This window comes from Streptomyces sp. NPDC055243, from assembly GCF_044544025.1.
Classification (GTDB): Bacteria; Actinomycetota; Actinomycetes; order Streptomycetales; family Streptomycetaceae; genus Streptomyces.
This window is the reverse complement of record NZ_JBITWR010000021.1, coordinates 43,143-64,907: the sequence shown is the minus strand read 5'-3', so window position 1 is coordinate 64,907 and position 21,765 is coordinate 43,143. Positions and strand designations below refer to the sequence as shown.

Annotated in this window: 19 protein-coding genes; 3 read left to right on the top strand and 16 right to left on the bottom strand. The window is 70.0% G+C overall.

What is annotated here, in order from left to right; translation table 11 throughout:
* Positions 1-23: 23 nt before the first annotated feature.
* Genes ACIGXX_RS38825 through ACIGXX_RS38815 form a run of 3 tightly spaced genes read right to left on the bottom strand, consistent with a single transcriptional unit; the run spans position 24 to position 3,794 of the window.
* Positions 24-1,064, bottom strand: coding sequence for an ABC transporter permease (locus ACIGXX_RS38825; protein WP_351164110.1), 1,041 nt, complete (start codon positions 1,062-1,064; stop codon positions 24-26).
* On the bottom strand, positions 1,057-2,700 hold the full coding sequence (locus tag ACIGXX_RS38820; RefSeq protein ID WP_361473350.1) for a sugar ABC transporter ATP-binding protein: 1,644 nt from the start codon (positions 2,698-2,700) through the stop codon (positions 1,057-1,059). Before ACIGXX_RS38820 ends, ACIGXX_RS38825 begins: the two co-directional genes overlap by 8 nt.
* A gap of 8 nt (positions 2,701-2,708) precedes the next feature.
* Complete coding sequence (locus ACIGXX_RS38815; protein ID WP_399983076.1) at positions 2,709-3,794, bottom strand: sugar ABC transporter substrate-binding protein; 1,086 nt, start codon at positions 3,792-3,794, stop codon at positions 2,709-2,711.
* Positions 3,795-4,028: 234 nt separating this feature from the next.
* Between ACIGXX_RS38815 and ACIGXX_RS38810 the strand changes: the two genes are divergently transcribed.
* Positions 4,029-4,730 carry a FadR/GntR family transcriptional regulator gene (locus ACIGXX_RS38810; RefSeq protein WP_351164106.1) on the top strand — a complete coding sequence of 234 codons (702 nt, stop codon included), beginning with the start codon at positions 4,029-4,031 and terminating at the stop codon, positions 4,728-4,730.
* A 152-nt stretch (positions 4,731-4,882) separates the two neighbouring features.
* Here the strand turns inward: ACIGXX_RS38810 and ACIGXX_RS38805 are convergent, their stop codons facing one another.
* The 5 genes from ACIGXX_RS38805 to ACIGXX_RS38785 all read right to left on the bottom strand — a co-directional run bounded on the left by ACIGXX_RS38805 (position 4,883) and on the right by ACIGXX_RS38785 (position 12,684).
* The gene (locus tag ACIGXX_RS38805) at positions 4,883-7,906 is read right to left on the bottom strand and encodes an alpha-mannosidase (RefSeq protein ID WP_399983072.1); all 3,024 of its coding nucleotides are present in this window, start codon (positions 7,904-7,906) and stop codon (positions 4,883-4,885) included.
* Positions 7,907-8,125: 219 nt separating this feature from the next.
* Positions 8,126-9,385: a glycosyl hydrolase gene (locus ACIGXX_RS38800; protein ID WP_399983069.1), complete on the bottom strand. Its 1,260-nt coding sequence runs from the start codon at positions 9,383-9,385 to the stop codon at positions 8,126-8,128.
* Positions 9,386-9,478: 93 nt separating this feature from the next.
* Entirely contained in the window at positions 9,479-10,300 is an 822-nt protein-coding gene (locus ACIGXX_RS38795; RefSeq protein WP_399983234.1) for a carbohydrate ABC transporter permease, read from the bottom strand.
* A 134-nt stretch (positions 10,301-10,434) separates the two neighbouring features.
* Positions 10,435-11,373, bottom strand: coding sequence for a carbohydrate ABC transporter permease (locus ACIGXX_RS38790; protein ID WP_399983066.1), 939 nt, complete (start codon positions 11,371-11,373; stop codon positions 10,435-10,437).
* Between the two features lie 27 nt (positions 11,374-11,400).
* Positions 11,401-12,684 (bottom strand): extracellular solute-binding protein, encoded by a 1,284-nt coding sequence (locus ACIGXX_RS38785; RefSeq protein WP_351164463.1) that lies wholly within the window; start codon positions 12,682-12,684, stop codon positions 11,401-11,403.
* A 275-nt stretch (positions 12,685-12,959) separates the two neighbouring features.
* Here ACIGXX_RS38785 and ACIGXX_RS38780 point away from each other — a divergent pair, with 275 nt between their 5' ends.
* Together ACIGXX_RS38780 and ACIGXX_RS38775 are read left to right on the top strand one after the other, a co-directional pair.
* A complete protein-coding gene (locus tag ACIGXX_RS38780) occupies positions 12,960-13,976 on the top strand; it encodes a LacI family DNA-binding transcriptional regulator (RefSeq protein WP_399983063.1) in 1,017 nt (338 codons plus the stop codon).
* Positions 13,977-14,036: 60 nt separating this feature from the next.
* A complete protein-coding gene (locus tag ACIGXX_RS38775; RefSeq protein WP_399983060.1) occupies positions 14,037-14,501 on the top strand; it encodes a hypothetical protein in 465 nt (154 codons plus the stop codon).
* Positions 14,502-14,848: 347 nt separating this feature from the next.
* On the opposite strand, the gene ACIGXX_RS38770 is transcribed toward ACIGXX_RS38775, so the two are convergent.
* The 8 genes from ACIGXX_RS38770 to ACIGXX_RS38735 all read right to left on the bottom strand — a co-directional run bounded on the left by ACIGXX_RS38770 (position 14,849) and on the right by ACIGXX_RS38735 (position 21,663).
* Positions 14,849-15,247, bottom strand: coding sequence for a nuclear transport factor 2 family protein (locus ACIGXX_RS38770; protein ID WP_351164098.1), 399 nt, complete (start codon positions 15,245-15,247; stop codon positions 14,849-14,851).
* A 127-nt stretch (positions 15,248-15,374) separates the two neighbouring features.
* A complete protein-coding gene (locus ACIGXX_RS38765) occupies positions 15,375-17,021 on the bottom strand; it encodes an alpha-L-fucosidase (RefSeq protein ID WP_399983056.1) in 1,647 nt (548 codons plus the stop codon).
* A 68-nt stretch (positions 17,022-17,089) separates the two neighbouring features.
* Positions 17,090-18,976, bottom strand: a complete 1,887-nt coding sequence (locus tag ACIGXX_RS38760) for a family 20 glycosylhydrolase (protein ID WP_399983229.1) — start codon at positions 18,974-18,976, stop codon at positions 17,090-17,092.
* A gap of 142 nt (positions 18,977-19,118) precedes the next feature.
* On the bottom strand, positions 19,119-19,385 hold the full coding sequence (locus ACIGXX_RS38755; protein ID WP_351164096.1) for a DUF4235 domain-containing protein: 267 nt from the start codon (positions 19,383-19,385) through the stop codon (positions 19,119-19,121).
* Complete coding sequence (locus ACIGXX_RS38750) at positions 19,382-19,819, bottom strand: DUF3618 domain-containing protein (protein WP_351164095.1); 438 nt, start codon at positions 19,817-19,819, stop codon at positions 19,382-19,384. Before ACIGXX_RS38750 ends, ACIGXX_RS38755 begins: the two co-directional genes overlap by 4 nt.
* Entirely contained in the window at positions 19,816-20,262 is a 447-nt protein-coding gene (locus tag ACIGXX_RS38745; protein ID WP_383821575.1) for a phage holin family protein, read from the bottom strand. Before ACIGXX_RS38745 ends, ACIGXX_RS38750 begins: the two co-directional genes overlap by 4 nt.
* An 84-nt stretch (positions 20,263-20,346) precedes the next feature.
* A complete protein-coding gene (locus tag ACIGXX_RS38740) occupies positions 20,347-21,333 on the bottom strand; it encodes a YihY/virulence factor BrkB family protein (protein WP_351164093.1) in 987 nt (328 codons plus the stop codon).
* 156 nt (positions 21,334-21,489) lie between these two features.
* Complete coding sequence (locus ACIGXX_RS38735; RefSeq protein WP_351164092.1) at positions 21,490-21,663, bottom strand: hypothetical protein; 174 nt, start codon at positions 21,661-21,663, stop codon at positions 21,490-21,492.
* Between the last annotated feature and the right edge of the window lie 102 nt (positions 21,664-21,765).

Below are 21,765 nucleotides of genomic sequence, written 5' to 3'. Positions count from 1 at the left end.
GAGGCGGGGAACCCGGAGCGGGGTCAGTCCTGTGCGCGGCCGGTGGTGACGCGCGCGATCATCAGGGCGACCAGGATGATTCCGCCGTAGATGGCCTGGATCCAGAAGGACGGCACCTGGGCGAGAGTGAGCAGGTTCTGTACGACGCCGAGCAGGAGTACGCCGGTGAGGGCGCCGAACATGGTGCCCTTGCCGCCGTCGAGACTGATGCCGCCGATGACCGCCGCCGCGAACACGGTGAAGATCATGTTCTGGCCCTGGTTGGCGTTGATCGCGCCGACGTAGCCGGTCTGCATGAGTCCGCCGACGGCGGCGAGACACCCGGCGACGACGAACACGCCGAGCATCACGCGCTCGACGCGGATGCCGGCGGCGCGTGCCGCGTCGGCGTTGCCGCCGATCGCGTACAGGGCGCGCCCCACGCGGTGGTACTTGAGGACGAAGCCCGCGACGCCGAAGGAGACGGCGGCCAGCCACACCGAGAGCGGGATGGTCAGGAACGTCGACGTGGCGAGGGTGTAGAAGGCGTCGGGCATGCCGAAGAGCGTCTTGCCCTCGGTCGCGCCGACGAGCAGCCCGCGCAGCACGATCAGCATGGCGAGCGTGACGATGAACGCGTTGAGCTTGAGCTTCACCACGAGGATGCCGTTGAAGGCGCCGATGACCGCGCCGACGGCGACGATCGCGAGCAGGGCCACCACGGCGGGCAGCTCGGTGCCGAATCCGGCCTGTGCGGCGGGCAGCACGAGCAGCGCGCCGACGGCGGGCGCGATGCCGACGACCGATTCGAGGGACAGGTCGAACTTGCCGGTGATGAGGACGAGGGACTCGGCGAGCACCACCATCGCCAGGGCCGCGGAGGCGCCGAGGATGGAGATGAGGTTGCGCTCGGTGAGGAACGAGTCGTTCACCAGGGCGCCGAGGAGGATGAGCAGCAGGAGTGCTGGGACCAGGGCGAGTTCCCGTGCCCGGCGCAGGACAATGCTCTTCGCCGAGCGACTTTCGGCGGGGCGGGGCGCTGTGGAGGCATCGGCCGTCGCGACCGGGGTTTTGAGGTCAGCCATGGTGGTCTCCTTGAGTGTCGGCCGCGGGCCTGTGGGGGCTTGTCGCGCGGTTCCCCGCGCCCCTGGCGGGGCCCGTGTGGCCGTCACCTTCGATGCTCCCCGCGCCCCTGTCGGGGCCCACCCCTTCGATCGACGCGATCAGGTCGTGGTCGGTGAAGCCCGCCTCGTGTTCGGCGACGACCCGGCCGTGGAAGAGGACCAGGACGCGGTCGCAGCGCCGCAGGTCGTCCAGTTCGTCGGAGACGACGAGGACGGCGGTGCCGTCCTCGCGGGCGTTGTCCATCCGGGCGAGCAGTGACTCCTTGGACTTCACGTCCACGCCCGCGGTGGGGTTGATGAGGACGAGGAGCCGCGGGTCGGAGGCGAGGGCACGGGCCATGACGACCTTCTGGGCGTTGCCGCCGGAGAGGTCGGACACGGGCTGGTCGGGCCCCTCCGCGTGGATGTCGAGGCGGTCGATCAGCTCCTCGGCGAAGCCGCGCTTGCGTTCGGTGCGGACGAAGCCGTACTTCCCGAGCCGGTCGAGCACGGTCATGGTGGCGTTGTCGCCGATCGACATGCCGAAGACCAGGCCCTGGTCGTGCCGGTCGCGCGGGACGCAGCCGACGCCGGCCCGCAGCGCGGCGGTCACATCGCCGAACGGCAGCCGCTCGCCGTCGAGGTGGGCACTGCCGCCGGTCGGCGTGTGCAGTCCCGCGATGGTCTCGGCGAGGTTGATCTTGCCGCTGCCGCTGGATCCGGCGAGGCCGACGACCTCGCCCTTGCGGACGGTGAGGTCGACGTCCGCGTACGACTCGCTGGTGAGGCCCGTGACGTGGAGCATCACCGGGGCGTCGGCGGGCACTTCGGTCCGGGCGACGGACTCCTCGGCGGCCTCCTTCTCCCGCAGCGCCTCGCCCGCCATCGCCTCGACCAGGGCGGCGCGCGGCAGTTCGGCCACGGGCGCGGTGGTGATCCAGCGTGCGTCGCGCAGCACGGTGACGGTCTGGCAGACCTCGTACACCTCTTGGAGGTGGTGCGAGATGAAGAGGAAGGTGACGCCGGACTCCTGGAGCGCCCGCATGCGGGTGAAGAGCCGCTCGATCTCACGGTTGTCGAGCTGCGCGGTGGGCTCGTCCAGGACGATGAACCGCGCGCCGAAGCTCAACGCCCGTGCGATCTCCACCATTTGGCGGTCCTCGACCTTGAGGTCGGCGGTGCGCGCGTCCGGGTCGACGTGCACGTCCCAGGTGTCGAGCACCTCGGCGGCCTGGGTGCGCAGCTTGCGCCAGCTGATGAAGCCGCCGCGGCCTTCTGGCTGCCGGTTGATGAAGAGGTTCTCGGCGACGGTGAGGTCGGGCACCACCGTGGGCTTCTGGTAGACGCAGGCCACCTTGCGGCGCCAGGCGTCGCGGTCGGTGAGCGGTGGCGCGGGCTCGCCGTCGAAGAGGACGGTTCCCGCGTCCGGGGCCTGAAGGCCGGTGAGGATGGTGACGAGGGTGGACTTGCCCGCGCCGTTGCGGCCGACGAGGGCGTGGGACTCACCGGGCACGACGGTCAGCTGTCCGTCCTGCAGCGCGACGGTGGGTCCGTACCGCTTGGCTATGCCGGTCGCTTCGACGAGCGCCGTCGGCCCCGGAGCCGGGGACTTGGTCATCGGCGTACTCATTTGACCGTGTTGCCCCACAGCTTGGAGTCGTCCACGTTCTGCTTGGTGACCAGCGGGGCGGGCAGCTGGTCCTCGAGGGTGCCGCTGGGCAGCTTCACGATGGTCGAGTCGTGGTCGGTCGGGCCCGGCTTGAACTTCTTCCCGTTCATCGCGGCCTTGATGTAGTACATCCCGTACTTGGCGTACGCGTCGGCGGGCTGCGAGACGGTGGCGTCGATCTGGCCCTTGCGGATGGCGTCGAACTCCTGCGGGATGCCGTCGTTCGAGATGACGGTGATGTGCCCCTTCTCGCCCGCCTTCTTCAGCATCCCCTTCGACTTCAGGGTCTGCAGGGTGGGCGCGAGATAGACGCCGCCCGCCTGCAGGTAGATGCCCTTGATGTCGGGGTTGGAGTTGAGCAGCGTGTCCAGCTTCGAGGCCGCCGTGTCGGACTCCCACTTGGCGGGGATCTCCAGGACCTTGAGCTTGGGGAACTTCTTCTTCACGCAGGTGCGGAACGCCTCGGAGCGCTCACGGCCGTTGACGGAGGCGAGGTCTCCCATGATCTGGACGACCTTGCCGGTCTTGACCTGCTTGCCGAGGTAGTCACAGGCCTTCTCGCCGTACGCGACGTTGTTGGCCCGCACCACCATCGCGACCTTGCCCTTCTCGGGGGCGACGTCGACGGCGACCACGGGCACGCCCTTGCGCTCGGCCTGGTCGAGACCGGCGGATATGGCGGCGCTGTCGAGGGGCGCGACGACGAGCCCCTTCACACCCTGGTTGAGCTGGTTGTTGATGTCGGTGATCTGCTGCGAGGGATCGCTGTTGGAGTTGACGGTCTTGAGCGCGTCGACGTCCTCGGACTTCGCCATCTTCGGCACGTAGTCGTTGTACGACTGCCAGAACGGCGAGGTCAGCAGGGGCAGGATCACCCCGACCTTGCCCTCTCCGCCGCCTTCGCCGCCCGCGGGCGCCGCGCTGTCCTTCGTACTGCCGCATGCCGTGAGCACGAGGGACGCGCAGGCCGCCACGGCGGCGATCCGCGCCGTCCGCGAAATCCCCGTCCTGCTGGACCTGTTGCGCACTGTTCTGCCGGCCATCTGACGGCTCCTCATCGAGCGTGGAATCAAGCGTGAATCAAGCGTGGATCGAGCGTGATCGGACGAATTCCTAGCGAGTCCTGGCGAGTCCTAGCGACTGATGGGCGAATATTTATCAGACCACTTGGCGCTCACAACACCCCTTGGCGCCAAATTTCCCGGGTTTTGAGCCGTAGTGGTCCGACCACATCTCTGGTTAGACTGCGGCGCACTCGGCTAGTGGAGGAGCGTTACGTGGACCAGACGGCCCCGCAGAAGGGCACCGTGACGCAACGGGCCATCGAGCAGGTCAAGGCGATGATCGGCGAGGGACGGCTCGAACCGGGCGAACGCCTGCCGACGGAACGGGACTTGGCCACCCAGCTGGGCATCTCGCGCAGCTCCATGCGGGAGGCGATTCGCGCGCTGACGGTGATGGGGGTCCTGGAGGCCCGGCACGGCTCGGGCATCTACGTCACGCAGCTGGAGGCCGGGGACCTCCTGGAGACCTTCGGCGTCGTGGCCGACCTGTCACGCGGCCCGCGGCTCGTGGAGCTCCTGGAGGTGCGCCGGGTCCTCGAGTCCACGGCGACGGCACTGGCGGCGGCACGCATCTCGGCGGATCAACTGGCCGACGTGGAGAAGCACTTGGAGGCGATGAACGCCACGGAGGACCCGGAGGAGATCCTCTCCCACGACCTGGCGTTCCACCGCACGATCGCCCTCGCGGCGGGCAACGACACGATGGCGGCGATCCTGGAGGGCCTGTCGTCGCGCACGTTCCGCGCCCGGGTGTGGCGCGGCTACCAGGAAGAGGGCGCCTTCGAACGAACGCGCCGCGAGCACGCCCGCATCCACCGGGCCCTGGTGGCCCGCGACCCGGAGGCGGCGAGGGCCGCGGCGGCGGCGCACGTGGGAGAGGTGGAGGAGTGGCTGCGCACGCAGCTGGACGGCTAGGGCAGGCCGGCGCGGTCTCCTCCCGCGCACGATGACGGCCTCCCGCCAGTGTGCCCGCCGAGGGCTGCCGGGGCCGGGGCACCCACGTAAGCATCGTGAAGACGCCGGACGGGCTGGTGCATCAGCCCGTCCGGCGTGCGCTCAGCGAGCCGTCACGCCCGCGTCAGCCGCAGCGTCACCAGCTCGAACGGGCGCAGCGCCAGCGCGACGCCGTCGCCCGAGCGCTCGGGCGCCTCGGCATCGGTGAGGGGCCGCTCCAGCAGGTCCGTCACGTCGACGGAGCCGACCGGGAAGCCCGCGGTCAGTGTCGCCTTCGCCCGGCCGCCGCGCGACTCGTGGAAGCGCACGACCACGTCACCGCTGCCGTCGTCGGCGAGCTTGACCGCCGTGACGACGACGGCGTCGTTGTCGACCGTCACCAGCGGGGCCACCTCGGCACCGCCCGCGACCTGCCGCTCGGGAAGGTTGATCCGGTAGCCCTCCCGCACCGCGTCGCCGATCCCGGCCCCCGGGACCAACGCGTGCCGGAAGCGGTGGACGCCCTGGTCCGTCTCGGGGTCGGGGAAGCGCGGGGCGCGCAGGAGTGAGGCGCGCACCGTCGTGGTCGTACCGGCGTCCGACGCACGCACCGCGCGCGTCACGTCATGGCCGTACGTCGAGTCGTTGACCAGGGCGACGCCCCAGCCCGGCTCCTCCATGTGCACGAAGCGGTGGTTGCACGCCTCGAACTTGGCCGCCTCCCAGCTCGTGTTGGTGTGCGTGGCCCGGTAGAAGTGGCCGAACTGCGTCTCCGAGGCGTACCGCTCCGCGTGGATGTCCAGCGGGAACGCCAGCTTCAGGAACTTCTCCGTCTCGTGCCAGTCGACCTCCGTGTCGATGTCCAGGCGCGGGGAGCCGGGCGCCAGGGACAGCACCTGCGTGAGCCGCGAGTCGCCGAAGCTGCGTACGACACGCACCGACGCACCGTCCTCGCCCGGCTCAAGTCCATCCACCTCCGTGAGGTCCGTGACCGTGTTGCGGTAGAACTCGTCGACGTCCCACGCGTCCCACATGTTCGGGAAGTCGGCGTGGATCTGCGGCAGGTTCGCCGCCTGGCCGGGGGCGACGGTCTCCCGGTCGGCCACGATGTCGTACGCCGAGACGACGAGACCGCGTGCGTCGATCTCGACCCGCAGCAGGCCGTTGTCGAGGACGTAGCCCCCGTCGGCACGCGAGGCGATCGCCGACTGGCCGTCGATGGCGGCGGGGCGCGCGCCGCCCGCCGGGACGCCGTCGCGGGTGTGCGGCGTGGAGTTGAAGACGAGGGTGCCCGCGCCGCCGTCCCCCGCCAGTGCGCGCTGGGCCGCGTCGATGATGCCGTTCAGCTCGTCGGCGACCTTCGCGTACGTCGCGCGCGCCTCCCGGTGCACCCAGGCGATGGACGAGCCGGGCAGGATGTCGTGGAACTGGTGGAGCAGGACCGTCTTCCAGATGCGGTCCAACTCCTCGTAGGGGTACGAGAATTCCTCCACGCGCACTGCGGCCGTGGCCGCCCACAGCTCCGCCTCACGAAGCAGATGCTCGCTGCGGCGGTTGCCCTGCTTGGTGCCCGCCTGGCTGGTGAGGGTGGCGCGGTGCAGCTCCAGGTACAACTCGCCCACCCAGACGGGGGCGTTGGGGTACTCCGCCTCGGCCTTCTCGAAGAAGGCCGCAGGGGTCTCCCACTTGACGGTCGCCGAGCCCTCCAGGTCACGGAGGCGTCCCGCCTTCGCGATCATCTCGCGGGTGGTGCCGCCGCCTCCGTCGCCCCAGCCGGTGGGGGCGAGGGAGTGCCGGGCCACTCCCTTGTCCTTGAAGTTCTTCGCCGCGTGGGCGATCTCGCTGCCCTTCATCGAGCAGTTGTAGGTGTCGACGGGTGGGAAGTGGGTGAAGATGCGGGTGCCGTCGATGCCTTCCCAGTTGAAGGTGTGGTGCGGGAAGCGGTTGGTCTGCGACCAGGAGATCTTCTGCGTGAGCAGCCACTTGGACCCGGCCGCCTTGATGATCTGCGGAAGCCCCGCCGCGAAACCGAAGGTGTCGGGCAGCCACGCCTCGTCGTTCTCGATGCCGAACTCGTCGAGGAAGAACCGCTTGCCGTGCACGAACTGACGGGCCATCGCCTCCGAACCCGGCATGTTCGTGTCCGACTCGACCCACATGCCGCCCGCGGGCACGAACCGCCCGTCGGCGACCGCCTTCTTGACCTTCGCCCACACCTCGGGTCGGTGCTCCTTGACCCACGCCCACTGCTGCGCCTGCGACATGGCGAAGACGAAGTCCGGCTCGTCCTCGATCAGCGCGGTCATGTTGGACGTCGTACGCGCGACCTTGCGCACCGTCTCGCGCAGCGGCCACAGCCACGCGGAGTCGATGTGCGCGTGGCCGACGGCGCTGATGCGGTGGGCCGAGGGCTCGGCGGGGGTACTGAGGACGCCTTCGAGTTCGGCGCGGGCCGCGGGCGCCGAGCCGTTCACGTCCTGGAGGTCGACGGCGTCCAGGGCGCGGCCGATGGCGCGCACGACGGCGTAGCGCCGCCCGGAGTCCTCGGGAAGCTCCTGCATGAGCTCGCCGAGGACTTCGAGATCGATGACCAGCTGCCACACGGTCTCGTCGAAGACGGCGAGGTCCATGCGGGCCAGCTTGTACTGGGGCTCGCTGCCTGCCGTCTCCTTGTCGCCGAGCTGGGTGGGCAGGAAGGGGTGGTAGTCGAGGATGACCGGGTTGGACGCGGCCTCGATGTGCAGGTGGACGTTCTCACCGCCGGTCGCCGGGGCGGCGATCCGCACCCACTGGTTGCGGGGGTTGAGGCCCTTCACCGGGGTGCCGTCGGGGCGGTAGACCAGGCCCTCGCACTGGAAGCCGGGCATGTTCTCGTCGAAGCCGAGGTCGAGGACGGCCTCGACGGTCTTCCCCGCCCACTCCGTGGGGACGGTGCCGGTCACCTGGAACCAGCTGGTGGCCCAGGGGGCGCCCCAGGCGGCCCCGACCTTCGTCGGCTCGGGGTGCGCCGCGAGCCCCTCCGCGACGGGCACGGGTTCACCCGGGGCGGTCCAGACGGCGACGTCGAGGGGGACGGACTCGGGGTAGACGGCGGGTCGGATGCGCTCGTCGAGGACGCGCTTGAGGCGGGCTTCTATGAGGGTGCGGTCGTCGTGCATGTTCTCTCCGAGGGTTGGTGCGGGTGGGCTGTACCGGCGCCTTGGTCGCCGTCATCACCGGCTCCGCCGAGTTCGTCCTCTAACGCCGGACGGGCTGGAAATGCCAGCCCGTCCGGCGTTTGAGGACATCTTGTACGGGGTCTGGGGCGGAGCCCCAGGCAGGTCCGGGGCGCAGGCATGGTTTGCGGGAAGGGGCGGGGTTGGGGAGAGGTCTTGTGGCTAGCCGACCTCTCCCGGCCGCACGACCTCCGTGATGCCCCGCGCGGCCAAATGCGCAGAGTCACCTACCCTGCTGGCCAGCACGGTGGTCGGCCGGACCCCGTCCGCGACGAGGCGGGCGAACGCCTCGAACACCGGCCCCCCGGGGCCGCACGCGGACCGCCGCGAGGTGGAGTCGTCGACAACGACCGCGGTCGAGCGGACCGCGGGCGCGTACTCCCGCCCCCGCCACTCCTTCGCGAGACGGGCCAACACCTCACCCCCCGGCTTGACCCGCCCCTCGTTGGTCAGCAGACCCAGGCTGTACTCAAGCTCGGGGAAGTCCGCGAGCGAACGCGACACATCGTGCGAGCACCACCACGTCACCCCCCACACGTCCGCACAGTCGAGCGCCGCCTCCACCGTCGCCTCGGTGAAGGAAGCCGCGTGCTCCGCGGGGATGAGGGGAGCGGGCGCGCCCACCTCCTGGAGCCAGACCGGGCGGCGCGGATCGTCCGCCCACGCCTTCGACAGTTCGATCATGTACGCCGCGTGGTGCGCGGTGGCGACGCCCTCCCGCCCGTGCCGCTGGGCCGTGCCGTTGAACACCCAGGAGTGCACGGCGGTCGCACCGCCGAGCCGCGCGGCCTGGGCGGGGGTGAAGGGCTGGTCGTCCTGGTACCAGGCGGCGTCGTACTCGGCGTGCAGATGCAGCTTGCCGGGCGCCCCCTCCTCGCACGCGGCCAGCACCCGCCGCAGCCACTCCCCCGCCTGGTCCTCGGTGATCCGGTCGGGATCGGGGTGCGGGCCCGCCGAGAACTGGTTGACCTCGTTGCCGATGGTCATGCCGATGAAGTTGGGCCGGTCGGCGAGCGCGGCGGCGAGCGTACGCAGGTAGGCGATCTCCCCCTCCACCACATCGGGGTCGGTGAAGATGTTCCGCCGGTGCCACGTCTGCGTCCAGGCCGGCAGGAAGTCGAAGCTCGACAGATGCCCCTGTAGTCCGTCGACGTTGACGTCGAGCCCGCGCTCGGCCGCGGCGTCGGCGAGGGCGACGAGCTGTTCCACGGCGCGCGGCCTGATCAGGGTGCGGTTGGGCTGGAAGTACGGCCAGATCGGGAAGACCCGGATGTGGTCGAGGCCGAGCCCGGCGATCGCGTCGAGATCGGCGCGCACGGCGTCGATGTCGAAGTCGAGCCAGTGGTGGAACCACCCCTGGCTGGGTGTGTAGTTCGCTCCGAAGCGCGGCGCGTCGGAGGGAACAGGGGTCGTACGAGTCATGCGAGTCCTGGTTCTCGGGGGTGCGGGGGGGGCATCCGGTGCGGGGCCCGGGGTGCGCGGTGAGGCGATCGGAGTACGGAGTGCTGCGGCGGCTCAGCCCTTGACCGCCCCCTCGCCCACCCCGCGGAAGAAGTACCGCTGAAGACAGGCGAAGAGCACGATCAGCGGAAGCACGGCGATGACCGTGCCCGCGGCGACGAGCCGTTCGTCGTTGGCGAAGGTGCCGTGCAGGTAGTTCAGACCGATGGTGAGCGTGAACCTGTCCGGGTCGCTCAGCACGATCAGCGGCCACAGGAAGTCGTCCCACGCGCCCATGAAGGCGAAGATCGCCACCACGGCGAGCGTGCCCTTGACCGCTGGCAGGGCGATCCTCAGGAAGCGCTGCCAGACGTTCGCGCCGTCGACGAACGCGGCTTCCTCGATCTCGTACGGCAGGTGCAGGAAGGCGTTGCGCATCAGCAGGACGTTGAGCGCGGAGACGCAGGCCGGCAGGAGCACACCGATGAGGGTGTTGTTCAGGCCCAGCTCCCGCATGGTCGTGAACTGGGCGATGATGATGCCCTCGACCGGCACCAGCATGGCGAGCACGAAGACGATCGTGGCCGCACGGCGGCCCCGGTAGCGCAGGCGCGCGAGGGCGTAGCCGGCGAGCGTGGCGCCCACGCAGTTGGTCACCACGTTCGCGGCGGCCACCTTCAGGGAGTTGAACGCGTAGTCCCAGACGGGGATGGTGTCGGCGACCCGCTCGTAGTTGTGGAAGGTCGGGCTGCTCGGCAGGAACGAGGGCGGGGAGCTGAAGATGTTCTCGTGCGGGCCCTTCAGCGATGTGGACAGCTGCCACAGGAAGGGGCCGATCATCAGCGCGAGTACGGCGAGCAGGAGTGCGTAGCGCAGGACGATCTCCCACACGGGCATCCGGCGGCCGTTCTCGTCGGTGATCCGCCCGCGCCTGCGGGCCCCGTCCTTGCGGGCCTTGCCCTTGCGGAACCTGCCCTTGCCCTCCGCCTCGCGGTCCGCCTGCTCGGTCTCGCGCGTGTCCGTCGCGGTGCTCACGCGTCCTCCTTCCGGTCCGCGCGCAGCACGAGCAGCATCAGCGCGACGGTGACGATGAAGACGACGACCGAGATGGCCGACGCGTAGCCGACGCGGCCGGTCAGGCCGGTGCCGACCCGTTGCACCAGCATCACGAGCGTGGTGTCCTCGCCGGCCGGGCCGCCGTTGGGCCCGGCCATCAGGTAGACCTCGGAGAACACCTTGAAGGCGGCGACCGAGGACAGTGCGGCGACCAGGACCATCGTGGAGCGCACGGCGGGCACGGTGACGGTGACGAAGCGGCGCACCGCGCCCGCGCCGTCCACCGAGGCGGCCTCATGCAGCTCGCGCGGCACGTTGGCGAGGGCCGCCAGGTAAATGATCATGTAGTAGCCGAGGCCCTTCCAGACCGTGACGGCCATGGCGCTCAGCAGGAGCAGCCACTGGTCGCTGAGGAAGCCGACCGAGCCGACGCCCACCGCCTCAAGCACCGCGTTGACCAGGCCCCGTTCATCCAGCATCCACACCCAGATCAGGCCCACCACGACGATGGACGCGACCACCGGCGTGTAGAAGGCGGACCGGAAGAAGGTGATGCCGGGGATGTGCTTCTGGACCAGCATCGCGAGCAGCAGCGGCAGCAGGACGAGCGCGGGGACGACTCCGACGATGTAGAGCGTGGAGTTGCGGAGCCCGATCCAGAACATGTCGTCGTGCAGCAGCTCCCGGAAGTTGTCCAGGCCGACGTACTCCCCCGGGATCAGGGTCCGCTTGTCGGTGAAGGAGTTGATGAGCGTGCTGACGAACGGATAGAGGATGAAGATGCCGACGATCAACAGCCCGGGAGCGGCGAACAGCCAGGGACTGGAGGGCAGTTGACGCCGGATGCGGCGGCGTGGGCCGCGGTCGGCGGCGGTGGCGGCACGGGGAACGGTGGCGGTGCTGGAGCTTTTCATGGTGGTCGGTGATCCCGTGTCGTCGTCTCAGCTCTGCTTCAGCAGCCGGTCGCAGTTCTTGACAGCGTTGTCAAGCGCTTCCTTGGGGCTCTGCTTGCCCTGCAGCGCCCGGGCGACGCCGTTGCGCAGCTCGATCTTCATCTGCTCGCTGAACAGCACGGGCGTGTAGTTCACCGCGGTCTTGATGGACTTGGCGGCCGCGACGCGCACGCGCGTGTCGTCGGTGCCGTCCTGCTTGGTGAAGTACGGGTCGTCGAGCGAGCCCTCCGTGCTGGGGAAGATCGCCACCTTCTTGGCGAAGGACATCTGGCGCTGCGCGTCCGTGACGTAGTGGGCGAAGGCCACGGCGGCGGGGGTCTGCTTGGTGCGGGTGTTCACCATCACCCCCATCACGTACATGTTGTCCTTGCCGGTGTTGGTGATCTGCGGGGTGATCCCGATGTTCTTGTAGAGACCGGGTGCGTCCTTCTTGAACTTGCCGAGGTCCAGGGCACTTCCGGGGTTCATGGCGACGGCCTCGGTGAGGAACTTCTTGCCCGTCGACTCGGGCGTCGCGGTGAGCGCCTGCCGGTCCAGGGCCTTCGCGTCGTACAACTCCTTGTACTTGGTGAGGAGTTCGACGCCCTTGGCGCTGTTGAAGGTAAACTTGGTCCCGTCCTTGTCCATCAGCGGGACGCCGTAGCGCCCGAAGTCCTCGATGGTGGGGACGTTGGCGAGCGTGGCGGTCTTGCCGTCGGTCTCCTTCGACAACTTCAGGGCGTCGTCGAAGAGTTGGTCGTAGGTCGTCGGGGGCTTGTCGGCGGCGAGACCCGCGTCCTTGAAGATCCGCTTGTTGTAGAAGAGCGGTCCGGTGTTCAGATACCAGGGGAAGGCGTACGTCCCCTCCGTGCCCGGTATCTGGTGGCTCTTCCACGCCCCCGGCAGGTACTCCTTCTCGTACTTCCCCGCGGCCTTGTCGAGGTCGAGCGCGAGTCCGGCCTTGGCGAGCGGGGCCACCAGGTCGGGCGAGACGTTGACGACGTCGGGGAGGGTGCCTGCCGCGGCGTCGGCGCTGATCTTGTCGGCGTAGCCTTCGCCGGGCTGGTCGACCCAGTGCACCTTGGTGCCCGGGTACTTCTTCTCGAAGCCGTCGACGACGCCCTCGAAGTACGACTTGAAGTTCGCCTTGAGGTTCCAGGTCTGGAAGGTGATCTCGCCCTCGACCTTGCCGGAGGCGTCGGTCGAGCCGCCGCCGTCACCTCCGTCACCGCAGGCGCTCAACGGCAGGAGCACGGCGATGACGGCGGCAGCGGCGGCTGCCCTTCGGGGCATGCGGGGGTGGTGGGAGATGCGCACGGTGAAACGGCTCCTTTGCTCGGCCCAGCGTGAGGCAGACCTTGCATGGAACTCCGGTGAAAAGTCAATGGATTCGTGGCACATTCCTTGCTCAACACGCCAACTGTGCAGCTCAGAGCGTTGCGTTGAACTTCTTGCGAGGATCGACTAATGCGCTTTAGAGTGGGCTGGCTCAAGCGCATTAGTATGCGCACGACAGGAAAGGGGCAACACCGGTGCAAGGCAAGCGGTCCCCGGCACGCCGGCCGACCATGAAGGACATCGCGCGCCGCGCCGGAGTCTCCGAGAGCGCCGTGTCCTTCGCGCTCAACGACCGGCCCGGAGTCTCCGAGCTCACCCGCGACCGGGTCCGCAGGGTCGCCGAGCAGCTGGGCTGGCACCCGAGCACGGCGGCACGCGCCCTGTCCGGCGAGGGCTCGGCGACGGTGGGCCTCGTGGTGGCGAGGCCCGCCGGGACGCTGGGCGTCGACTCGTTCTTCCTCCAGCTGATCTCGGGCATCCAGGAGGTCCTGGCGGAGCGTCGACTGGGGCTGCTCTTCCAGGTCGTGGAGGACGTGACCGCCGAGTGCGCGGTCTATCAGCGGTGGTGGGCCGAGCACCGGGTGGACGGCGTCCTGGTCGTGGACCCGCGCACGGACGACCCCCGTCCGGCGCTCCTCGACGAGCTCGGCCTGCCCGCGGTGGTGACGGGCGGTGTGCCCGACCCGGAGGCCCACCACCCCAATCTCTCCACCGTCTGGGCGGACGACGCGGGCGCGATGGCGTCGGTCGTGGACCACCTGCACGCCCTCGGGCACCGCCGCATCGTGCACATCGCGGGACTGCCCGGCCTCGCCCACACGGAGCGGCGGATCCGGACGCTGCGGGCCGAGGCTGAGCGGCGCGACCTGTCCGAGGTCCGCTCGGTGACCACGGACTACTCGGACGCGGAGGGCGCCGCGGTGACCAGACGGGTGCTCAGCGCCGCATCCCCGCCGACGGCTCTCGTGTACGACAACGACGTGATGGCCGTCGCCGGGATCGCCGCGGCGTCCTCACTCGGCTTCGCCGTGCCGGCGGACGTCTCGGTGATCGCGTGGGAGGACTCGGCACTGTGCCGGATGGTGCACCCGTGGCTGACGGCGCTCTCCCGCGACACGGTCTCCTTCGGCCGCACGGCGGCCCGTGAACTCCTCTCCCTCCTGGACGACCGCCCGGCGGCCACGGTCCAGGTACCACTGCCCAGCCTCATCGAACGGGAGAGCACGGGGCCGGTGGCCGGGAGCTGAAGGTGCTCTCCACCCCGGGGAGCAGGCCTGACTGTCGTACCCCGCCAGTACGGTGCCGGTGTGGCGGACATCTACGAACTCTCGATGGCGCTGGACCTGCGTGACGACGTCTCCGAGGAGGAGATCGCCGAACTGCGGTGGCATCTCGGCCTGGGCTCCCGGCCGGTGGGGCCGACCATCGTGCGCGAGTTCCCGGTCGTGGTGGAGGACGACCAGGGCGAGCTGGTCACGGAGGACGACCCGGTGCCGCTCCTGGGGCGCCATGAGGCGGCCTTGAAGGTGGGCGGCGCTCTCACCTCCGTGCTGCTCCGGCGCGAGGACGGCTGGGCGCTGACCGCCCGGCAGGAAATCCACCCGGACGACTTCGACCGCGTCGACGAGCTGCTCACCTGGCTGGCGACCAAGGCCGGGGACCACCACGGGCGGTTCGACGGCTCCGTCCACATCGGATGGATCAGGTTCTACGAGACGGAGGAACCCGATCCCCTGACGGTACGGAACGGCGGCGTCGCGTGGCCTTGCTGAGCGTTTCGCCCCGTCTGCTCGCCACGACATTCAGCACCGGCCTCACCCGTCGGCCCGTCCCTCACCCGTCGGCCCGTCCCTCAGCCTGGCAGCCTGGGGAGAGGGACCGTGGAGAGGCCGAGTCTTCCCTCCCGGGGCCCGATGCCCGACCGGGCTGCGCCTTGAGCGCCGACAGGCTCCGTGAAGGATCTTGAGTTTGGTGTAATGCCGGGGCGATGGTGAGCGCGGATGATCGGCGCGGCTCGGCGTGTGGGGCGGGGGCGGGTGGAGAGATGGCGACAGCAGAACGTCAGGGTCAGGGTGCCGTGAAGGGGCCGGCGCGATGGGACTGGGAGCTGATGCCCCTTTCAGGGGGCGTCGTACCAGGAGAAGGCCGTGATCCTCCAGCCCTCCGGGGTGCGGACGAATTGGATGGTCTTGGTGCCGCCTCCCTCGAACGGCTCGCCGTCCAGTGTTCCGGATTTGCGGTACGTGCCGAACCGCGAGGCGATGTCGCCCTCGATCTCGGTCCGTTCGGAGGTCTCCCACTCGGAGAACTCCACCAACCGGCCCTCCGTCAGAAGCCGTTGGCGCGGCTCGATGAACTCGTCCACCGTGTAGACCGTGAACTGCGGGCCGGTCAGGACGATCACACCTCCCGGGACGAGCAGCCGGCGGATGCGGGCCACGTCGGCGGTCTTGCCGCCCACGTTGTCGAAGGCGCCGAAGAACTCGGCGGTCAGGGCGTCGATCTCGTTCTTGGACATGGCCGGGACGGTAACACCGCGCCGTGCAGGCGTACTTCGCCGGCCTGAGGTACGCGGACTTCGCCGGCCTGAAGCACGAGAACCCGGGGCCGCGCTCACGGGCGAGCGCGGCTCCCGGGCCGGACCTCTACACCCGTGACCGGTACAGCCCGAACTCCGCCAGGCGCACCGTCCCGCGCGACCCCGTCACCCGAAGCCGCCACTCCCGGGCCCGCACCGGCGCGGCCAGGATCAGGACCCGGCTCGCCCCCACCGTGTCCACCTCGGTCACCAGGGACCAGCCGGCCCCGGTGGACGTCCGCGCCTCGATCACCGCGCGCTCCAGCCGCTGGCCGCGCCTGATGTCCTCCCCGAGCCGGATCCGGTCGACCTCGCGCGCCTTGCCCAGGTCGACCGTGAGCGTCCCCCGGGCGGGCGCCGGACACACCCACGCCGTGTCCGGGTCGGCGTCCACCGCGCACGAGGGACGACGGCCGTCGCCGCGGACCCGCGCACCCCGCGCCAGGTCCTCCGGCAGTTCGCGCCCGATCCGCTCGCGGAACTCCCGCAGCCGCGCCACGTCCGCCTCCGGGAGTAGGCCCCGCTTGTCCGGCGGAACGTTGAGGAGCAGTACCGCATTGCGGCCCACCGAGCGGAACCAGATGTCCGTCAACTGCTCGACGGACTTGGGCTGTTCGTCCTCGTGGAAGAACCAGCCCGGCCTGATCGAGACGTCGCACTCCGCCGGCCACCACTGCACGTACTGGGCGACCGCCCGCGACTCCGCCAGCGCCGCGCGGCTACCCTGATCCGGTGCGTCGTACTTCAGGGCGTAGTCGATGCTCCCGTTCCCCGAGTCCTTGACGGGGACGACGCTCCACTCGTTCTCGCGCGCGAGCCCGCCCTCGTTGCCGACCCACCGGACATCCGGGCCGCGCACCGCGACCGTCGCGTCCGGGGCCAGGGCGCGGATGACCGCGTACCAGCTGTCCCAGTCGTACGTCTCGACCTTCTCCGGCGGGATGCGCCCCTGGGCCCCGTCGAACCACACCTCGTCGACGGGCCCGTACTCGGTGAGCACCTCGTAGAGCTGGTTGAGCATGTGCGCGCCGTAGTCCGTCGCGTCGAGCGTGAACGACCGCACGGCGGCCTCGCCCGCCCGGTCGTCGCCCGCCACCGGTGTGGGAATGGTGCGCCGCGAGCGCGCGCTGCCGTTGGCGTAGACGCCGTACAGGTACTGGTTCTCGTCGGCGGGCGAGATGTAGACGCCCACCTTGATGCCGTGGCGGCGCAGCGAGTCGGCGAACGAGCGCAGTACGTCGCCCTTGCCGCCCTGCCAACTGCTGCTCACCACACTGTGCTTGGTGTAGCGCGAGGGGTAGAGCACGAAGCCGTCGTGGTGCTTGACGGTGAGGATGGCGAGCTTGAAGCCGCCGTCGCGCAGGGCCCGCGCCCACTGGTCGGTGTCGAGGCCGGACGGCTGGAAGACGTCGGGGTCCTCGTCGCCCGTGCCCCATTCCAGGCCGGTGAAGGTGTTCACCCCGAAGTGCAGGAACGCGGTCTGCTCAAGGCGCTGCCAGGCGATCTGCCGTTCCGTCGGCCGGACCTGGGAGGCCTTGGTGACGACCTCGTCCGGGGAGTCGTCCGGGCCGATCGGGATGCGGTAGGGCGGTTCAGGAGCGGCGGCAGCGGCCGTCCCGATGGAGCCGGACGCGGCGAGCGCGAGGGAACTGCTCGACGCGGCGACCGCCGTGGTGACGGCGGCGGTCACGAAAAGACGTCTGCTGACAGTCATGGGGGTGCGGTCTCCCTGTCGGGTCTCGGGCGATGGGATCAGCGGGCGGTCGCTCGGCGGGTGATCGCTCAGCGAGCCGTCAAGGTCCAGGTCGCCGGGGCCTGTTGATCCGCCGGGTACTGCTGAAGCCGCCCGTCGTCGGCGACGCGCACGGACATCCGCGTGATCGCGTTCGTCAGCCGGTAGCCGCCCGCCGCCTTCGCGAGCTGCCACCGCTGGAGGGTGTTCTTCGCCTCGCACGTCTCGTGCGTGACCGAACTGCCGGGCTCCAGCGGCACGTTGAGGGTGAGCTTTCCGCTGCGGGTCTCCAGGCAGGTGCCGTCGGCCGCGGACTTCAGCGTGACGTAGCCGTCGGCGGTGCGCTTGATCTCGTAGGCGGCGGGCTCCGCGTGCCCCTTGGTGTCCCGCAGGGTGTACGTGCCGTCCGCCACCGGTGGCTTCGTCAGATCACGCCACCCGGGCGCGTGCCCGACGGACCTGGCGCGCGCGGTGAAGTCGGCGTACGTCGGGTCCGGGTGCGGGGACCCCCAGGTGACCTGGGCGATGTGACTGAGCGGCAGCGCCATGGAGGCGGCGACCTCGTTCTCGGTCTCGCCCCGTCCGTTGTCCGGCCACAGGCTGATCTTCGCGCCGGTGATGCCGTCCCGCGACGCGAGCTTCTCGCCCTCGAAGCTGCGCGGGTCCCACGCCTTGTCGTACAGCGCCTTGGTGTCGGTGTGGAAGCCGCCGCGGACCAGGTAGAGGGAGTACGCGGCGTTCTGCAACGGATGGCCCTGGGCGATGAGCTGGCTCGGCTTCGTCTTCACGTCGAGCCAGTGCTCCACGCTCGCGCCCGCCGCGACCGGCACGGTGTTGTCGCCGGTCAGGCCGTCGTTCCAGATGCGCAGCTGCTTGCCCTTGCCGGTCGCGTAGGCGTGCACGCGGTTGATGAAGTCGACGAAGGCGTCCTGCGGGGTCGCCTGGTCGCCGTACTTCCTCTTCGCGTAGTCGAGGATGTGGGGGTACTTGGCGAAGTCGGAGCCGAGCATGTACTCGTCGGCGCCCATGTGCCAGGACTTCGCGGGGAACACCTCGGCGTACTCGTCGATGAGGCTCGTGTAGTACGCGAAGGCCTCGTCCTTGGTGATGTCCAGGCGCGACGGCTGCGGTTTGCCGTCGGAGTCGGTGAGCTGGAGGTCGGTGCGCTTCTCCAGCCACGGGTCCATGTGGCCCGGGGAGTTGATCTCCGGGACGATCGTGACGTGGTACTTCTCGCCGAGCGCGACGATGCGGCGGATCTCGCTCTTGGTGTAGTAGCCCCAGCTGTTGGCCTCGGGGTGCTTGTCGCTCTTCACCTTGAGTTCGAGGAGCAGCTGGTTCTGCTTGTGGTACGCCATGTCGCGTACGAGGTTCTCCAGCCAGGGCGTCGAGACGTGGATGTAGCAGGCGCAGACACCCACACCGCGCTCCTTGTACTGAGGGACGTCGACGGTGCGTCCGGCCGGTACGCGGTCGCTCTGGGCGAGGAGCTGGAGGAGGGTGCGGGTGCCGTAGAAGGCTCCGGTCTCCGTCGCGCCGGTGATCTCCAGGCGTTTGCCCGCGCGGAGTTCGTAGCCTTCGGCGCCGAGGGGTGTGCGCGCGGGGGCGACGTCGAGCACGATGTCGCCGTCGCGCGGGGCGCCGCCGGTGACCGGCACCCGGCCCTCGCCCGCCGCGCGCAGATCATCGGCGAGGGTGCGGGCCACGTCGCGTGCCGCCTGCCCGTGCGCGACGATCCGGGAACCGGGTCCGTACGCGTAACTCCCCTTTCCCGGCGTCCAGTCGGCCAGGGCGGGGACCGTGCGGGGCGGGTCCGCGGCGGGCCGCGACGCACCGGCGGCCTGGGCCGCCGGGACGGGCGCCGCGAGCAGCAGCAGGGCCACCGCGGCGCCTCTCAGCCGGTGGAACCGCGCACGGGGCGCGAGCATCATGCGCATGTCAGTCATGACATCCGATGATTCAAGCGCCCCGTGAGGGTGTCAATGCATTGCTCGCGGCGGAGACTTGGACATTTGCGCTGCCCTACGCCGACCCATCGGATGAATCCGCAGGCCGCCTGTCAGCCGGGCCCGCCGTCCGTCAGCCCGGCCAGGTGCCCGTCAGCCGGCGCGTGGCGACAGCGCCACCGCGGTCGACGGCCGCCTTGACCACGGCGAAGATCGCACCCTGGAGCGTCGCCGCCAGCAGGATCTCGCCCCAGCTGCGGTGCTCGTCGGTGGCGTCGGGCGCGTCCTCGTCGTGGCCGACCACCTTCCACGCCTGTTTGAACAGCCCGCCCGCGGCCACACCGGCGAGCGCGCCGAGCGCCATGCCGACCGGCTTGTACGCGATCTTCGAGGCCTTCACACCGCGCTCCCCTGCTTACGCCTGCGTCGCAGCAGTACGTACGTGGCCAGCAGCGTCGCGCCACCGGCCGCGAGGACGGCGGTGCGGTTGTTGCGGACCTGCGCGGGGGCCTTGTCCTGCCACAGCTCTCCGGCCTGTCCGGCCGCGGCCTTGACCTGGTCCGTGGCGGCGGCGGCCTTGTCCTTGACCTGGTCGGGCACCTTGTCCTGCAGCACGTGGGCGGCCTCGGTGGCCTTCGCCACGGCCTGCCCGCTCAGCTCCGCGGCCTTCGTGGCCGTCTGGCCCTTGATCGCGACCGCCTTGTCCTGCGCACGGGCCTTGACGTCCGCCTTGGCCGCGAGCGCCTCGACCGTCTCTCCCAGGTCCTGCCGGGTCTGCTCGACCTTCGCGCGCAGTTCCCCGGCCCCGGCGGTGTGCTTGTCGGGATGGTTCATCGCTGTGCACTCTCCTTGATCTCTGCGACATCGGCCTTGACGCTGCCGATGGCCTGCTCGGGGATCGGCGGGGCGGCCCGGCCGACTTCCTTCTTGCCGGTCACGGCCAGTACCGCGGCGATCAGACCGAGGACGGCGGTGACGATCAGCCCCGCCGCCCACACCGGAAGCGGCACCGCGAGGGCCGCGATCGCGGTGGCGACGAGAGCCTGCAGGGTGAGGAAGCCGACGAGACCGGCTCCGCCGAACAACCCGCTGCCCTTGCCGTAGCGCCTGGTCTTCTCCTTCATCTCCGCCTGTGCCAGACGCATCTCGCCGCGCACCAGCTCCGTCAGCTGCTGCGACGCGCGCTGCACGAGATCGCCGAGCGGCTCGCTGCCGGGGGCGCTCGCTCCGCTGCTGTCACGGCCGGTGGTGTGCGGACCTGTCTGGGCCATCGTCATCAACCTCCTGTCTGTTCTGCGGCCGAGTACCCCGATCTCCGGGATCGGCACATGGTCGGGGACCGCGATCACGGCGAGCGGTGTTCACTCCTCCATGCGCCGCCGGTCCTGCTCGTCCCACGCGCGGGTGTCGCGGGGCGGTACGTAGGGCTCTTCCTCGGCGGGCAGACCCCCGGCGATGGCACGCTGCCGTGAGAGCTCCGCGTCGAACTCCAGGCCCAGCAGGATCGCGATGTTGCTGAGCCACAGCCACACGAGGAAAATGATCACTCCGGCCAGTGCGCCGTAGGTCTTGTTGTAGGAACCGAAGTTGCTCACGTAGAAGGCGAACCCGGCCGACGCGATCAGCCAGATCACCAGGGCGATCACGCTGCCGGGGGTGATCCACTTGAAGCCGCGGCCCTTCACGTTCGGCGTCGCCCAGAAGAGCAGCGCGATCATGCAGGTCACCAGCACGACAAGGACTGGCCACTTCGCGATCGACCACACCGTCAGTGCCGCGTCGCCGACGCCCAGGGTCGAACCCACGGTGCGGGCGAGGCCGCCCGTGAACACCACGATGACCGCGCTGACGACCGCGAGGACCAGCAGGACCACCGTCACGCCCACCCGGACCGGCAGCACCTTCCACACCGGCCGTCCCTCGGGCATGTCGTAGACGGCGTTGGCGGTGCGGATGAAGGCGCCCACGTACCCGGAGGACGCCCACACCGCCAGCACGATGCCGACCACCGCCATGAGTGAGCCGACACCGCCCTGGCCCTCCAGCTGCCGCACGGCGTCGCTGATGATGTCCCTCGCCGAACCCGGCGCGAGCTTCTCCAGGTTCTCCAGCAGCCAGTCGATGGCCGACTTCCCCACGACTCCGAGGAGGGAGACGAGGACCAGCAGCATCGGGAACAGCGACAGCACCCCGTAGTAGGTCAGCGCCGCCGCCCGGTCGGTCAGCTCGTCGTCCTGGAACTCCCGGACCACGCCGGTGATCACTGCCCGCCACGACCGCTTCGACAGCTGCGTCAGTTCGTCCGGCGCGCGGTCCGCGCTGCGCTCGGCATCCGATGTCCCGTTCATACTCCCCGGAGTAACCCGCAACCGCCGGGCCATGCGCGAGTGGGCCGACCCACCCGGAATCCGCGGTTCGCACCGCCCCCGGGGCGCCCGACGGCACCGCGCACGCCGCGTGCCCCCGGCCGGGTTCGGCCGGGGGCACGCGGCGAAGCGGAGGGATCAGTCGATACCGGGGAGGATGTGCGGCTCCGCGAGGTCGTCCTCGTAGCCGGCCAGACGGATCGGGGCCGCCTTGGCCCACGAGTCCAGGTTGCTGAGCTTGCGTGGGCCGCCGGCCCGGTCGCCGCCGCTCTCCGCCGGTCGCTTTTCCTGCTTCGTCAGATCTGGTGTCACCGCGCACTCCTTTGTGTCGCGTAACGGAAGGACATGGGCTGTTCGGTCGCGGTGGCGCCGTTGTTCGGGCGGGAGCGCGGCCACGGTTGCAAGCCTGTCCCG

Coding starts and splice junctions, on each gene's coding strand:
- ACIGXX_RS38825 (WP_351164110.1), bottom strand. CDS start 1,064: ATGGCTGACCTCAAAACCCCGGTCGCGACGGCCGATGCCTCCACAGCG.
- ACIGXX_RS38820 (WP_361473350.1), bottom strand. CDS start 2,700: ATGACCAAGTCCCCGGCTCCGGGGCCGACGGCGCTCGTCGAAGCGACC.
- ACIGXX_RS38815 (WP_399983076.1), bottom strand. CDS start 3,794: ATGGCCGGCAGAACAGTGCGCAACAGGTCCAGCAGGACGGGGATTTCG.
- ACIGXX_RS38805 (WP_399983072.1), bottom strand. CDS start 7,906: ATGCACGACGACCGCACCCTCATAGAAGCCCGCCTCAAGCGCGTCCTC.
- ACIGXX_RS38800 (WP_399983069.1), bottom strand. CDS start 9,385: ATGACTCGTACGACCCCTGTTCCCTCCGACGCGCCGCGCTTCGGAGCG.
- ACIGXX_RS38795 (WP_399983234.1), bottom strand. CDS start 10,300: ATGCCCGTGTGGGAGATCGTCCTGCGCTACGCACTCCTGCTCGCCGTA.
- ACIGXX_RS38790 (WP_399983066.1), bottom strand. CDS start 11,373: ATGAAAAGCTCCAGCACCGCCACCGTTCCCCGTGCCGCCACCGCCGCC.
- ACIGXX_RS38785 (WP_351164463.1), bottom strand. CDS start 12,684: ATGCCCCGAAGGGCAGCCGCCGCTGCCGCCGTCATCGCCGTGCTCCTG.
- ACIGXX_RS38780 (WP_399983063.1), top strand. CDS start 12,960: ATGAAGGACATCGCGCGCCGCGCCGGAGTCTCCGAGAGCGCCGTGTCC.
- ACIGXX_RS38770 (WP_351164098.1), bottom strand. CDS start 15,247: ATGTCCAAGAACGAGATCGACGCCCTGACCGCCGAGTTCTTCGGCGCC.
- ACIGXX_RS38765 (WP_399983056.1), bottom strand. CDS start 17,021: ATGACTGTCAGCAGACGTCTTTTCGTGACCGCCGCCGTCACCACGGCG.
- ACIGXX_RS38760 (WP_399983229.1), bottom strand. CDS start 18,976: ATGCGCATGATGCTCGCGCCCCGTGCGCGGTTCCACCGGCTGAGAGGC.
- ACIGXX_RS38750 (WP_351164095.1), bottom strand. CDS start 19,819: ATGAACCATCCCGACAAGCACACCGCCGGGGCCGGGGAACTGCGCGCG.
- ACIGXX_RS38745 (WP_383821575.1), bottom strand. CDS start 20,262: ATGACGATGGCCCAGACAGGTCCGCACACCACCGGCCGTGACAGCAGC.
- ACIGXX_RS38740 (WP_351164093.1), bottom strand. CDS start 21,333: ATGAACGGGACATCGGATGCCGAGCGCAGCGCGGACCGCGCGCCGGAC.